The sequence below is a fragment of the Curtobacterium sp. PhB78 genome (assembly GCF_003751685.1).
Classification (GTDB): Bacteria; Actinomycetota; Actinomycetes; order Actinomycetales; family Microbacteriaceae; genus Curtobacterium.
On the sequence record NZ_RKIA01000006.1, the window covers coordinates 85,846 to 100,687 of the forward strand.

10 protein-coding genes are annotated in these 14,842 nt (G+C 70.3%); all 10 read left to right on the forward strand.

Going from position 1 to position 14,842, the window contains the following annotated elements; translation table 11 throughout:
• Positions 1-27: 27 nt before the first annotated feature.
• The 10 genes from atpA to EDF53_RS14790 all read left to right on the forward strand — a co-directional run bounded on the left by atpA (position 28) and on the right by EDF53_RS14790 (position 14,817).
• Complete coding sequence (atpA, locus tag EDF53_RS14745; protein WP_123294282.1) at positions 28-1,656, forward strand: F0F1 ATP synthase subunit alpha; 1,629 nt, start codon at positions 28-30, stop codon at positions 1,654-1,656.
• On the forward strand, positions 1,657-2,559 hold the full coding sequence (locus tag EDF53_RS14750; RefSeq protein ID WP_123294283.1) for a F0F1 ATP synthase subunit gamma: 903 nt from the start codon (positions 1,657-1,659) through the stop codon (positions 2,557-2,559).
• Between the two features lie 47 nt (positions 2,560-2,606).
• Positions 2,607-4,061, forward strand: a complete 1,455-nt coding sequence (atpD, locus tag EDF53_RS14755; protein WP_065959250.1) for a F0F1 ATP synthase subunit beta — start codon at positions 2,607-2,609, stop codon at positions 4,059-4,061.
• Between the two features lies 1 nt (position 4,062).
• A complete protein-coding gene (locus EDF53_RS14760) occupies positions 4,063-4,326 on the forward strand; it encodes a F0F1 ATP synthase subunit epsilon (RefSeq protein ID WP_017885743.1) in 264 nt (87 codons plus the stop codon).
• A gap of 5 nt (positions 4,327-4,331) precedes the next feature.
• Complete coding sequence (locus tag EDF53_RS14765) at positions 4,332-5,093, forward strand: YaaA family protein (RefSeq protein WP_123294284.1); 762 nt, start codon at positions 4,332-4,334, stop codon at positions 5,091-5,093.
• A 104-nt stretch (positions 5,094-5,197) separates the two neighbouring features.
• Positions 5,198-5,776 (forward strand): hypothetical protein, encoded by a 579-nt coding sequence (locus EDF53_RS19710; RefSeq protein ID WP_165900971.1) that lies wholly within the window; start codon positions 5,198-5,200, stop codon positions 5,774-5,776.
• A 52-nt stretch (positions 5,777-5,828) separates the two neighbouring features.
• Entirely contained in the window at positions 5,829-6,566 is a 738-nt protein-coding gene (locus tag EDF53_RS19715; RefSeq protein ID WP_260215821.1) for an FHA domain-containing protein, read from the forward strand.
• Positions 6,567-6,569: 3 nt separating this feature from the next.
• Positions 6,570-7,391 (forward strand): PP2C family serine/threonine-protein phosphatase, encoded by an 822-nt coding sequence (locus EDF53_RS14780; RefSeq protein WP_123294286.1) that lies wholly within the window; start codon positions 6,570-6,572, stop codon positions 7,389-7,391.
• Positions 7,392-7,531: 140 nt separating this feature from the next.
• Positions 7,532-8,944 (forward strand): serine/threonine-protein kinase, encoded by a 1,413-nt coding sequence (locus EDF53_RS14785; RefSeq protein WP_123294437.1) that lies wholly within the window; start codon positions 7,532-7,534, stop codon positions 8,942-8,944.
• A complete protein-coding gene (locus EDF53_RS14790) occupies positions 8,917-14,817 on the forward strand; it encodes an Ig-like domain-containing protein (protein WP_123294287.1) in 5,901 nt (1,966 codons plus the stop codon). The genes EDF53_RS14785 and EDF53_RS14790 overlap by 28 nt, the downstream gene beginning before the upstream one ends.
• Positions 14,818-14,842: the final 25 nt, after the last annotated feature.

The window sequence follows — 14,842 nt, forward strand, 5'->3', positions numbered from 1 at the left end:
GCCCCGGAAAACCACAAGGAAAATCCCATGGCAGACATCACCATCAGCCCCGATGAGATCCGTGATGCCCTGAAGGACTTCGTCTCGAACTACGAGCCGACGAAGGCCTCCACGGCCGAGGTCGGGCACGTCACCGACGCCGGCGACGGCATCGCGCACGTCGAGGGCCTCCCCGGCGTCATGGCCAACGAGCTCATCCGCTTCGCGGACGGCACGCTCGGCCTCGCGCAGAACCTCGATGAAGACTCGATCGGCGCCATCGTGCTCGGCGAGTTCGCCGGCATCGAAGAGGGCATGGAGGTCACCCGCACGGGTGAGGTCCTCTCCGCCCCCGTCGGCGACGCCTTCCTCGGCCGTGTCGTCGACCCGCTCGGCGCCCCGATCGACGGTCTCGGCGAGATCGCTGCAGAGGGCCGTCGCGCCCTCGAGCTCCAGGCTCCCGGCGTCATGGCCCGCAAGTCGGTCCACCAGCCGCTGCAGACCGGCATCAAGGCCATCGACGCGATGATCCCCGTCGGCCGCGGTCAGCGTCAGCTGATCATCGGCGACCGCCAGACCGGCAAGACGGCCATCGCGATCGACACGATCATCAACCAGAAGGCCAACTGGGAGTCCGGCGACGAGGACAAGCAGGTCCGCTGCATCTACGTCGCCATCGGTCAGAAGGGTTCCACGATCGCCTCCGTCAAGGGTGCGCTCGAGGACGCCGGCGCGATGGAGTACACCACCATCGTCGCCGCCCCGGCGTCCGACCCGGCCGGCTTCAAGTACCTCGCCCCGTACACCGGCTCGGCCATCGGCCAGCACTGGATGTACTCCGGCAAGCACGTCCTCATCATCTTCGACGACCTGTCGAAGCAGGCCGAGGCCTACCGCGCCGTGTCGCTCCTCCTGCGTCGTCCGCCGGGGCGCGAGGCGTACCCGGGTGACGTCTTCTACCTGCACTCCCGTCTGCTGGAGCGTTGCGCGAAGCTGTCCGACGAGCTCGGCGCCGGTTCGATGACGGGTCTCCCGATCATCGAGACCAAGGCGAACGACGTCTCGGCGTACATCCCGACCAACGTCATCTCCATCACCGACGGCCAGATCTTCCTGCAGTCGGACCTCTTCAACGCGAACCAGCGTCCGGCCGTCGACGTGGGCATCTCGGTGTCCCGCGTCGGTGGTGACGCCCAGGTGAAGTCGATCAAGAAGGTCTCCGGCACGCTGAAGCTCGAGCTGGCGCAGTACCGCTCCCTCGAGGCGTTCGCGATGTTCGCGTCCGACCTCGACCAGGCGTCGCGTCGTCAGCTGGACCGTGGCGCCCGCCTGACCGAGCTCCTCAAGCAGCCGCAGTACTCGCCGTACCCGGTCGAGGAGCAGGTCGTCTCGATCTGGGCCGGCACCAACGGCAAGCTCGACACCGTCCCGGTGCCGGACGTGCTGCGCTTCGAGTCCGAACTGCTCGACCACCTGCGTCGCAACTCCGAGGTCCTCACGACCCTGCGCGAGACGAACCAGCTCAGCGACGAGACCGTCGCCGAGATGTCGAAGCAGATCGACGAGTTCTCGAAGAGCTTCCAGACGAGCGACGGCAAGACCCTCGGCTCCGAGCAGTTCGATGCGGCAGACGCCGAGGACGTCGACCAGGAGCAGATCGTCAAGGGTCGTCGCTAGATGGCAGCGCAGGTCCGGGTCTACCGACAGCGAATCAAGTCCGCGAAGACCACGAAGAAGGTCACTCGCGCGATGGAACTGATCTCGGCGTCGCGGATCCAGAAGGCGCAGGCCCGCATGGCTGCGTCCGGCCCGTACTCGCGAGCCGTGACGCGTGCGGTGTCGGCCGTGGCGACGTTCTCGAACGTCGACCACGTGCTGACCACCGAGCCGGAGTCCTCGACCCGTGCGGCCGTGGTGCTCTTCACCTCGGATCGCGGCCTGAACGGCGCGTTCAGCACGAACGTCCTCAAGCAGGGCGAGGAGCTCGCCTCCCTGCTCCGCAGCGAGGGCAAGGACGTCGTCTACTACCTGGTCGGCCGCAAGTCCGTCGGGTACTTCGCGTTCCGTGAGCGTGCGTCGGAGCAGCAGTGGGTCGGCAACACCGACCAGCCCGAGTTCTCGACGGCCAAGGAGATCGGCGACGCCGTCGTGTCGAAGTTCCTCCAGGACACCGCAGAGGGCGGCGTGGACGAGATCCACATCGTGTTCAACCGGTTCCTCAGCATGGCGACGCAGGAGCCGCAGGTCGTTCGCCTGCTGCCCCTCGAGGTCGTCGAAGGGGTCGAGGAGCCCGAGGGCAACGAGCCCCTGCCGCTCTACGAGTTCGAGCCGGACGCCGATGCGGTGCTCGACTCGCTGCTCCCGGTCTACATCGAGAGCCGCATCTTCAACGCCATGCTGCAGTCGGCTGCTTCCGAGCACGCCGCCCGTCAGAAGGCGATGAAGGCGGCCAGCGACAACGCGGACTCGCTGATCCGTGACTTCACCCGACTCGCGAACAACGCGCGTCAGGCGGAGATCACGCAGCAGATCTCCGAGATCGTCGGCGGCGCCGACGCCCTCTCGTCGAAGAAGAAGTAGTCCGCGTCGTTCGCGGACAGATACCCACCCTCAGGAAGGCACCAGCCATGACCGACACCGCAACCACCGCGGTCGAGACGTCGTCGGCGCCCGGTGTCGGCCGGATCGCCCGTGTCACGGGTCCCGTCGTCGACATCGAGTTCCCCCACGACGCAATCCCGGAGATGTACAACCTCCTGTTCACGACCATCACCATCGGTGACTCGTCGCAGGAGATCGGCCTCGAGGTCGCCCAGCACCTGGGCGACGACCTGGTCCGTGCCATCTCCCTGAAGCCGACCGACGGCCTGGTCCGTGGCCAGGAGGTCCGTGACTCGGGCGCTCCGATCTCGGTCCCCGTCGGCGACGTCACCAAGGGCAAGGTCTTCGACGTCCTCGGGAACGTGCTCAACACGGACGAGAAGCTCGAGATCACCGAGCGCTGGCCGATCCACCGCAAGGCCCCGGCCTTCGACCAGCTCGAGTCGAAGACCTCGATGTTCGAGACCGGCATCAAGTCCATCGACCTCCTCACCCCGTACGTGCAGGGTGGCAAGATCGGCCTCTTCGGTGGTGCGGGCGTCGGCAAGACGGTCCTCATCCAGGAGATGATCCAGCGCGTTGCGCAGGACCACGGCGGTGTGTCGGTGTTCGCCGGTGTCGGTGAGCGCACCCGTGAGGGCAACGACCTCATCGGTGAGATGGAAGAGGCGGGGGTCTTCGACAAGACGGCCCTCGTGTTCGGCCAGATGGACGAGCCGCCGGGAACGCGTCTCCGCGTGGCCCTGTCGGCGCTGACGATGGCGGAGTACTTCCGTGATGTCCAGAAGCAGGACGTGCTCCTCTTCATCGACAACATCTTCCGCTTCACGCAGGCCGGCTCCGAGGTCTCGACGCTGCTCGGTCGCATGCCGTCCGCCGTGGGCTACCAGCCCAACCTCGCCGACGAGATGGGTGTGCTCCAGGAGCGCATCACCTCGACGCGTGGTCACTCGATCACCTCGCTGCAGGCGATCTACGTGCCGGCTGACGACTACACCGACCCGGCTCCGGCCACCACGTTCGCGCACCTCGACGCGACCACCGAGCTCTCGCGTGAGATCGCGTCGCAGGGTCTGTACCCCGCGATCGACCCGCTGACCTCGACGTCGCGGATCATGGACCCGCGGTACCTGGGCGCCGACCACTACGAGACGGCCACGCGCGTCAAGCAGATCCTCCAGAAGAACAAGGAACTGCAGGAGATCATCGCCATCCTCGGTGTCGACGAGCTCTCCGAAGAGGACAAGATCACGGTCGAGCGCGCTCGTCGTATCCAGCAGTTCCTCTCGCAGAACACGTACATGGCGAAGAAGTTCACGGGCGTCGAGGGCTCCACGGTGCCGCTCAAGGACACCATCGAGTCCTTCCGCGCCATCGCCGACGGCGAGTTCGACCACGTTGCGACGCAGGCGTTCTTCAACGTCGGTGGCATCAACGACGTGGAAGAGAAGTGGGCACAGATCCAGAAGGAGAACCGCTGACATGGCGGGTCTCAACGTGAGCGTCGTCTCGGCCGACCGTGAGGTCTGGTCGGGCGACACCACCATGGTCGTCGCACGCACGACAGAGGGCCAGATCGGCATCCTCGCGGGACACGAGCCGATGCTCGCGATCCTCGCGCAGGGTCAGGTCCGCATCACGCGGGCCGATGGGTCGACCGTCGCGGTCGACGCCGAAGACGGCTTCCTGTCGGTGGAGCACGACACGGTGACGATCGTCGCGCGGCAGGCCGCGCTGGCGTCCTGACCGGACTGACCGTCCTCCTCCCGCCTTCGGAGACGAAGCGGGAGGGTGGGGACACGAGCCGCACGCTCGATCTGCGTGCACTCTCGTTCCCGGAACTGGCCGAAGAGCGGGCCGCGGTGATCACCGCGGCCCGCTCTGTCAGTTCCGAGGAGTCCTCGGCCAGGACGGCTCTGAAGCTCGGCCCGAAGTCGATCGCCGAACGGTTCCGCAACCTCGAACTCGACACGTCGGGCACGATGCCGGCGATCGAGCGCTACACGGGGGTGCTCTACGACCCCCTCGGCGCGCAGACCGCCGACGCGTCGACGCGGGCGTGGTGGCACGACCACGTGGTCGTGCAGTCGGCCATGTTCGGACCGATCGGTGCTGGTGACCCGATCCCGGCGTACCGCCTGTCGCACGACTCCCGGCTCGGGACGATCCGATTGGCGTCGCACTGGCCCGCGGCCTCGTCCCGGGTCTTGGCCGATCGGGCGGACGGCCTGGTGCTCGACCTCCGGTCCGAGGGCTACCGCCAGCTCGGTCCCGTCCCGGACGCGGTCGCCCCGCGCGTCTTGAGCATCGACGGCTCCGGTCGGCGGCGGGCGTTGAACCACTGGAACAAGACGGCGAAGGGCCGACTCGTCGCGCTGCTCGCGCGCACCGGAGCGGTCGTCGCGACCATGGACGACCTGGTCGACTGGGCCGCCGCGAACGGCGTCGTGGTCGAACGCAGCGACTCCGGCTGGGACCTGGTCGCCGAGAGCCTGGAGCCCGTCACCGTCTGACCATCGCCCCGGTCCGTCCTCCACAGGTCGGGCCGGGGCGCTGCTGTCCACAGGTGGTCGGTTCGTGCCTGACTGGAGGCCCGGATCACGCTTCGATGGCGTGCATGATCCCCTTGACGGCACACACCCCCGACCACACCGCAGTCCGGTTCCCTCGCGAGATCGCGGCGGCGGTCACCCTCCCGGCAGCGGCCGCAGCGCTGGTCACGTCCGGCGTCGGCGCTGGCTCCCGCGTCGGCGCGATCGCGATCGTCACCGCCTGCGGTGCGCTGTCGACCCGCATGGCGCTCATCCCGTTCCTCGCCGCCCGAGACCAGCCGGATCCGCGGGCCATCCGGGGGTTCGACCCGTTCGACGACCCGACGCCGCCGGCGTTGCACGGCCTCGGACCGGAACCGGACCGTGCTCGGCTGCGCACGGCCGGCGACCGGTGTGCCGAGGCCTGGCGGGTCTGGCGCGCCGAGGGTGGTCAAGTGGACTGTACGGCCGGAGCCGCCGGTGCGCTCGCACTCGGGGCCTGGTGCGCGTGGGCGCTCGGGTCGTCGGCCCGCGCCGAGACACGGGCGCGTTACGCCCTCGAGACCCGTGCCGACGACCCGCTCGCCGGGCTGGTCCTGCGGTCGGTCCTGGCCGGCAGTGCGCCGACGTGGGCCGGACCCCGTCGTGACCGGCACCGATCGTGACCGGCGCGGGCGGCCGTCGGTGCGGTGCGACGGGTCGACCGGATCGTCTACGGTGGAGGACACCACATCCGAAGGGCTCCGGTTGCGCGACGACGACATCGAGGACACCGTCATCCGGCGACCCCGCGGTGCCGGTGACGGCGATCGATTCGACGACGTGCTCGGTGACACCGTCATCCGGCCGCGCACGGAGCCGTCCGGACCGGTCGGCGACCGTGCCGACGACGGAGCCGACGACGGAGCCGACCCAGAGGACACGGTCGTCCGCGCCCGTGTCCGGAGCGCCGCCGGACCGAGCGTGCCCGCCGGAGCCGCCACGGGCCTCCCGTCCGTCCCTGCCGCGCCCGCGGCGCGTGTGCCGTCGATCCGCATCGGCGACCGCACCTTCCGCCTGGACCACCCGGTCGTCATCGGACGGCGTCCGTCGCTGCCGCGGATCACCAGCGGCCCCGAACCGGAACTCGTGACGGTGCGGTCCGCCAACGGGCAGGTGTCGTCCTCGCACGTCCGCATCCACGCCGAGGGCGAAGCCGTCGTGGTGCAGGACCTGCGGTCCACGAACGGAACCGTCGTCCGACCGGCCGGCGCGCCGGTGTACCGCATGGCATCGGGTGCGTCGATCGTCGCGCTGACGGGTACGGTAGTCGAGGTTGGTGACGGCAACGCCATCGAGGTCCTCTCGCCGTACCTCCGGGTCGCACCGACGGCGGACGGGTTCCCACCGGTTCCCCCGTGGCCCACCGACCAGACAGCACACGGCACGCCCCGAACCCCCAGAGAGCGATCCTGAAACGTGACCGAACTCGGCCGAGCAGCGACTGCGCACGCCATCGACGTCCCCGGTGCCGACGGCGCCACCCTGACGCTCTCGTGGGGAGCCGCGACCGACGTCGGTCGTCGCCGTGACCACAACGAGGACAGCTACATCGTCGGGGCGCCGTTCTTCGTCGTCGCCGACGGCATGGGCGGACACCTCGCCGGCGACCGCGCGAGCGACGCCGTCGTGCGTCGACTCGAGCAGGTGACGCAGGAGCCCTTCACCACGCGGCAGGGCATCCAGCGGGCGCTGCTGCTCGCCACGGCTGACATCGAGCGCGCAGCCGGCGGCAACGCGATCGGAGCGGGCACGACCGTGACCGGCATCGCGTTGGTCGCGTCACTCGGGCAGCCGGCGGCCCTCGTCTTCAACGTCGGCGACTCCCGGACCTACCGGATCGAGGACGGCGTGCTGCGCCGTGTCACCGTGGACCACTCCGTGGTGCAGGAGATGGTCGATGCCGGGTTGTTGCGGGCCGAGGACGCCGAACAGCACCCGGACAGCAACGTCATCACCCGCGCGGTCGGCTTCGGCGAACCGCCGGCGCCCGACTGGTGGACCCTGCCGCTCCGCGCGGGCGACCGGTACATCGTCTGCTCCGACGGCCTGACGAAGGAGCTCGGCGACGCCGGCATCGCCCGCATCGCGGCGCGGGAAGCCGGTGCGCAGGGACTCGCCGAACGCCTCGTCGGCGACGCAGTCGTCGCCGGGGGTCGCGACAACGTCACCGTCGTGGTGCTCCAGGTCGACGCCGCCCCGGACGACGGCGACCTCGAGGACACCCTGCCGCGGCACTGACCGTCGGTACAGGACCCCCCGAACTGGGGGAGTGCGCCCGTCCACAGGTGGTCGGTGTGCGGATCGACGGTCACCGGCGCTTCGTACAATGACTGTGCCACGACGAGAGAGTTGGCCGCTCGGCCGGGGAGGAGATGTCGATGGCGCGTCGCCTGCCGTCCAACCCGCCCGTGATCGGCGGCTTCAGCCCCGTGCACGTCCTCGGTTCCGGTGGTTTCGCCGACGTCTTCCTCTACGAGCAGGACATGCCGCGTCGTCAGGTCGCGGTGAAGGTGCTGCTCGACGAGGTCGTCGACGACCGCGTCCGGCAGATGTTCCAGGCCGAGGCCAACCTGATGGCGCGGCTCAGCACCCACCCGTCGATCCTGACGGTGTTCCAGGCGAGCGTGGCGGCCGACGGACGTCCGTACCTCGTGATGGAGCTGTGCTCCTCGTCGCTCAGCGAGCGGTACCGGCGGGAGCCGATCCCGGTGTCCGAGGTGCTCTCGATCGGTGTCCGGATCGGGTCCGCCCTCGAGACCGCGCACCGCGAAGGCGTGCTCCACCGTGACATCAAACCGTCGAACATCCTGCTCACGGCGTACGGCAACCCCGTGCTGTCCGACTTCGGCATCGCGGCCACCATCGGCGGGACCGACCCGGACGAGCCCATCGGCATGTCGATCCCGTGGTCGGCTCCCGAGGTCCTGATCGACGAGTCCCGCGGCACGATCCAGTCCGAGGTGTACTCCCTCGCCGCCACCGTGTACTCCCTGCTCGCCGGCCGCAGCCCGTTCGAGGTCCGGGGCGGCAAGAACGGTGCGAGCGACCTGATGAGCCGGATCGACAAGGGCGGCGTCAAGCCCACCGGTCGCACCGACGTCCCACCGTCGCTCGAGCGCCTGCTCGCCACCGCGCTGTCCCGCAAGGTGCCGTCGCGCCCGACGGCCGTACTCGAACTCGTGCGCGGGTTCCAGCAGGTCGAGGCCGAGCTCGGGATCCCGCAGACCGCGGCCGACGTCGCGGTCGAGGCGTGGGCAATCGCGACCCCGACCCCGGAGGGCGACCGGACCATGATCCGGGAGCTCCAGCCGCCGTCGCGGGTCGGCGCCCGTCGCCGCACCCGTCGCGCGGTCCAGGGCGGCGTCGTCGCCGGCGGTTCGCAGAGCGTCGGCACCGTCCACCGCACCGGATCGGTCACACGTGCTCGTCGACGCACCCGGTCGACACTCGTCTGGGCGACGTCCCTCGCCGTCGTCGTGGTCGCCGCCCTCGCCATCGCGACCGTGGTCGTCGTCGGGCGGCTCGGCGCCGGGGCGATCCCCGTGGTGGCGGACGTCCGCGCACAGCCGTCGGCGCAGTCGGTGTCGTTCTCGTGGGCGGACCCGGGTCTCAAGAGCGGCGACACCTACGTCATCTCGTCGAACGGCGCCTCCAGCCAGCAGACCGGCACCACGTTCGTGGTCTCCGGGCAGCGCGGCGACGAGGAGTGCATCGCGGTCGCAGTCAACCGCGACGGCAAGACCGGTGCAGCGAGCGCGCAGAAGTGCGCGACCGTCGGGAGCACCGGGTGATCCGCGCGCTCGTCGCGAAGCACCGATCCGCAGCCGTCACCACCGGGGTCTCCGTCCTGGTCGCCGCGGTCGTCGCGACGACCGCGATCGTCTCGACCGGGTACCACACGCAACGAGTCGACCTCGGGGACGGCACCGTCTGGGTGCCCTCCGCCGAGTACGGAGCGGTCGGCCGGGCCAACACCGGGGTCCTCCAGCTGAACACCGCCGTCGAGACCGCGAGCGACGACCTGGCCGTGCTGCAGCGCGGGTCCATGGTCTACAGCGTCGACCAGACCAAGGGGACCGTGGCCAAGGTCGACGTCGCCGACGCCACCGTCGGCGACGCCGTGACCCTGCCCGCGGGGACACCCCAGGTCTTCTTCGCGGGGGACACCGCGGTGATCGGCAACCAGGACACCGGCGAGCTGTGGGCGACGCCCGCGGCCGACCTCGCCGAGTTCGATGCCTCGACCAAGGCCGACCTGACGCTCGGTGCGGACACCGTCTTCGACGCCTCGGACGGACACGTCGCGGTGTACTCGGCGAAGACCGGCACGGCATCGCTCGTCGACGTCGGGTCGACGTTGTCCGTCGACCAACGGTGGAAGGTCGACATGGACCGCACCGACGACTTCCAGGTCGCGACCTTCGACGGCCACCTGGCCGTGCTCGACCGCACCAGCGGCGCCCTGTCGATCGACGGCCGCACCGTGGAGCTCGGCGACCGCGTCGGCGCGTCACCCGCGCTCCAGCGATCGTCGGACACCTCGTCCGACGTCACCGTCGCGGGCACCGCCGGACTCGTCCGGGTCAGCGCCTCGGGGTCCGTCGACGCCACCGCGCTCCAGGTGTCCGGGCGCGCGGCGCGCCCCTACGTCGACGGGTCCTGCACCTACGCGGCGTGGGCCGGTGGCCAGGCGATCGACACCTGCGACGGCAACGCCCTCCAGCGGCTCGCGAGCACCGGCGGGACCAGCACGATGCAGATCCTGCACAACGGGCAGACCGTCGTCGCCAACGACCCGTCGAGCGGTCGTTCCTGGGCGATCGACCGCAGCGGCCAGCTCATCGACAACTGGGCCGACCTCATCAAGCAGGACGACGAGCAGCAGCAGGAGCAGGTCTCCGACGACGACCCCGAGGTCGACAAGGACCAGAAGCCGCCGGTGGCGGTGGACGACGACCTGGGCGCTCGTCCGGGACGCACCACGAGCCTCCCGGTCCTGCTCAACGACTACGACCCGAACGGTGACCCGATCATCGTGAGCGAGGTCGGGTCCATCTCGGAGTCCGCCGGCCGCGTCGCCATCGTCGCCGACGGCCAACGGCTGCAGGTCACGCTGTCGTCGCGCGCAACCGGCACCGTGACCTTCCCGTACACGATCACCGACGGCAACGGCGGATCCGACACCGCGACCGTCCGCGTCACGGTGCGGCCGGAGTCGCAGAACGAGGCCCCGCGGCAGGTGCGCGACACCTCGGCGGACGTGGTGCAGAACGGACACGTCGTCAGCAGCGTGCTCGGCGACTGGGTCGACCCCGACGGCGACCCGGTGTACCTGAAGTCCGCGACCGCCTCGGACGGCGACCGGGTGTCGACCACCCCGGACGGGCTGCTCGACTTCCGTGCGGACAGCGGCCGGACGGGTGACCGTGCCGTGCAGCTCGTCGTGAGCGACGGACGCGCCGACGGCCGTGGCTCGGTGACCGAGCGCGTGGCGAAGCAGGGGAGTGTGCCGCTGCGTGCCGACCCGTTCCCGGTGCAGGGCTACGCCGGCAAGGCCTTCACGGTGGAGCCGCTCGACCACGTCCGCGGCGGCAACGGCACCGTGACCCTCACGAGTGTGTCGTCGTCGGCGGGGCTGACGGTCACCCCGAGCTACGACGCGGGCACGTTCCGGGTGCAGGGGGCGAGTGCCGGCGACCACCAGCTCGAGTACACCGTGACCGACGGTGTGAAGACGTCGAGCGGCATCGTCCGGGTCACGATCCTCGCGCCGCCGGACGCCTCGACCGCGCCCATCACGACCCCGAAGACGGTCTTCGTCAACACGCTGTCGAGCAAGGACACCGACGTCACCGCGACCGACATCGACCCGGCGGGCGGGGTGCTGCTCGTCACCGCCCTCGACGGACCGGTGCGGGGCAGCGGGGTCCAGGCGAGCATCCTCGACCAGCACACCGTGCGCGTCACGCTGACCGCACCGCTCGACGGGCCGGTGTCGTTCGGCTACACCGAGACGAACGGCCTGGCGTCGTCCACCGGCACGATCACCGTCGTCGAGATCCCCAAGCCCGACCGGATCCAGCCGCCCGTCGCCCAGCCCGACAGCGCGACCGTCCGGGTCGGCGACGTCGCGAACATCGACGTGCTCGACAACGACACCCAGCCCGAGGGCGAGCCCCTGACCCTCGAGCCCGAGCTCGTGCAGAACGTGCCCGGCGACGGCGGTCTGCTGTTCGCCTCGGGCGACCACCTGCGCTACCTCGCGCCGAAGACCCCCGGCAACTACACCGCCGTCTACCGGGTCGCCGGTCCGGACGGCCAGTACGCCGACGCCGCCGTCTCGATCTCGGTGCGCGAACGGGACGCCGCGACGAACAACCCGCCGGTCCCGCAGACCGTGACCGCCCGGGTCGTGGCGGGTTCGTCGGTGCGGATCTCGGTGCCGCTGAACGGGATCGACCCGGACGGCGACTCGGTGCAGCTCGTCGGCGTCGGGTCGAACCCGGACAAGGGCTCCGTCACCGACGTCGCGTCCGACGCGCTGACCTACGAGGCGGGGGACTACTCGGCCGGCACCGACGAGTTCACCTACACGGTGGTCGACGCCCTCGGCGCACGTGCCACCGGTACCGTCCGCGTGGGCATCGCCCCCCGGGCCGAACAGGCGTCGAACCCCGTCGCCGAGGCCGACCACGTGACCATCCGCCCCGGCGGGTCGGTGACCGTGCGGGTGCTGCAGAACGACTCCGACCCCGAGGGCGGCCAGCTCACCGTGTCGGCGGCCGAGCCCACCGCCGACGACGTGTCGGCGAAGATCCTGCGGAAGCAGCAGATCCGGGTCACACCCCCGAAGACCGCGAAGTCGGGCGACTACGCCGTGCTCTACACGGTGGCGAACGCCAGCGGGGGATCGAGCACCGCGTTCCTCACCGTCACGGTCGACCCGGACGCGCAGCCCCTCCGGCCCGAGGTCGACGACACCACCCTGGACCTGCAGGACATCCTGCGGCGCGAGAGCGTGACGGTCGACGTGCTCGAGAACGTCTTCTTCGCCGAGGGCACCGCTGCCGACCTGCAGGTCGGGATCGTCGACGGCTACGGCGACACCGCACGGCTCACCGACGACGGACGGATCACGGTCCGGCTCACCGACGAGTCGCAGGTCATCCCGTTCTCGGTCGCACGGGTCGACCACCCCGACATCGTGTCCTACGGCTTCATCAACGTCCCCGGGTTCGACGACGCCCTGCCGCAGATCAACCGCTCGGCCGGTGCCGTCACCGTGAAGAGCGAGGCGACGGTCCGGATCCCGCTCGAGGACTACGTCGTGACCGCGAACGGCCAGACGGCGAAGATCACGGACCGCGGCACGGTGAAGGCGACGCACGCGAACGGCCAGAGCCTGGTCGTGGACTCGTCGACCCTGCAGTTCACCTCGTCGAAGCTGTACTACGGCAACGCGTCCATCTCGTTCGAGGTCACGGACGGTTCCGCGGCCAACGGCGGGAAGGGCCGGGTCGCGACGCTCGTGCTCCCGGTCACCGTGACGCCGCGGTCGAACCAGCCGCCGGCGTTCACCGGCTCGGCGGTCGAGATGCAGCCTGGTGAGACGCGCACCGTCGACCTGACGAAGCTCACCGACTACCCGTACCCGAAGGACCTGCCGGAGCTGCGCTACTCCGTCGTCGGCCGTCCAGCGGCCGGCACCACCGCCACGATCTCCAAGCAGCAGCTGACCATCACGGTCGCCGACACCGCGAAGAAGAACACCACGGCGTCGATCGGCATCGGGGTGCAGGACGACGCGAACGCCGGACGTGCCGGCACCGTGACCGTCGGGGTCGTGGCCTCGACGCGTCCGCTCGTGCAACCCGGCGCCGACCGGTCGATCACCAAGCGCGGTGCGACGACCACCATCGACGTCCTGACGAACGACCAGCCGACGAACCCGTTCCCCGGACAGCGGTTGCGCGTCGTGAACATCCGTGGTCTGTCCGGCGGGCTGCCGAGCGGCGTCTCCGTGACCCCGAGCGGCGACCGCACCCGTCTGCAGGTCCGCGTCTCCGACAGCGCCAAGCCGGTGGACGCCCACCTGCAGTACCAGGTCGCCGACGCCACGAACGACCCGGACCGCTACGTCTGGGGTGACGTGACGATCTCGGTGCAGGACGTCCCCGACGCCCCCGGCACGCCCACCCGGACCGGGTCCTACGACGGTGGCCAGGCCACGCTGACCTGGTCGACCCCGCAGGGCAACAACTCGCCGATCACCGGGTACCGCGTCACCGGCACGAACGGCGTCGCGAAGAACTGCGGCACCGCCACGGTCTGCACCCTGACGGGCCTCGACCCGAAGGCGTCGTACCGCTTCCAGGTCATCGCCACGAACGCGATCGGCGACTCGAAGCCGTCGGGCAGCTCGGCCCCGATCAGCGCCGACTACGTGCCGGCGCCGCCGAAGGGCATCACCGTCACACCGAACGGGTCGACGCCGAACCAGCTCGACGTCGCGTGGAAGGCCGTTCCCGCTCCGAACCGGGGCAGCGCGGTCGACGACTACATCGTCACCATCGAGGGACCGGGGCTGTCCGGTACCCGGCACACCGGCACGGCGACGAGCACCTCGTTCACCGGAGCCCAGAGCGCCGCGCAGTACAAGGTGACGATCTCGGCCCGGAACGACGCGGACCGCAACGGCACCGTCGTGCAGTGGAACTCGGCATCGGCCACGGGCACGGCCGTCGGGACGCCCGCGGCCCCGACGCTGAACGCGACGCGTGACCAGTCCCCGGGGAAGACGACGGTCTCGCTGAGCGCGACGGAGAGCGACTGGGCCGGCAGCGGTCGGACGCTCACGATCGTCCGCTACCCGCCGGGCGTCGACATCCCCGGCGGTTGCACGACCACGGGCTCGGACAAGAAGTGGGACGGCAGCAGCGCGACGGACACGTTGAGCTCGAACGGGAACTTCCAGTACGTCGCACTGGCCGACAACGGCCTGTTCTGCACGCCGAGCCGTGCGGCGTCCGTCCAGGGGTACGCGGCACCGGGTACCGCGTCCGCCAACATCGCCGTGGAGAAGTTCAGCGATGACGACGGCACCTACGCGATCCGGATCCGCAACCCGCGCGCCCAGGCGAGCCCGAACGGATCGATCGACCACTTCGCGTACTCGGTGAACGGCGGCGGCCTCGTGTCGTTCGGCGCCAACGGTTCGTGGGTGAGTGGCGTGGCCTTCGGGTCTGCGGTCAGCGTGACCGTGGTGGCGTGTGCCGACGGCACGTCGAACTTCTGCGGCAGCGGCAGCACGGTGGACGGACTCCGACCGGTCCAGACACGTGCGACGCTCCCGGACTCGATGACCGCCGGCACCCAGGTCACCGTGAACGCGGCGCCGAGCAACAGCGGGTACCAGCCCTCGGGCTACCGCGTGTCGTTCTGCCTGGTCGACCGGCCCTGCGGCGGCGGTCAGGTCTACGCGCCGAACGCCTTGCCGACGGTCGAGGACTCGCTCCTCGCGAACTACGTGGTCGTCGCGGCCATCGTCGACGGGCACGAGGACCCGAACCCGCCGAGCGCGACCATCGCAGCTGCGCCGGTGCCGGACCCCGAGCCGGAGCCGTCCGTTCCGGGTGAGCCCGATCCGGAACCCGCGCCCGGCTGACCCGGTTCCGCCGCCCGCTGACCGT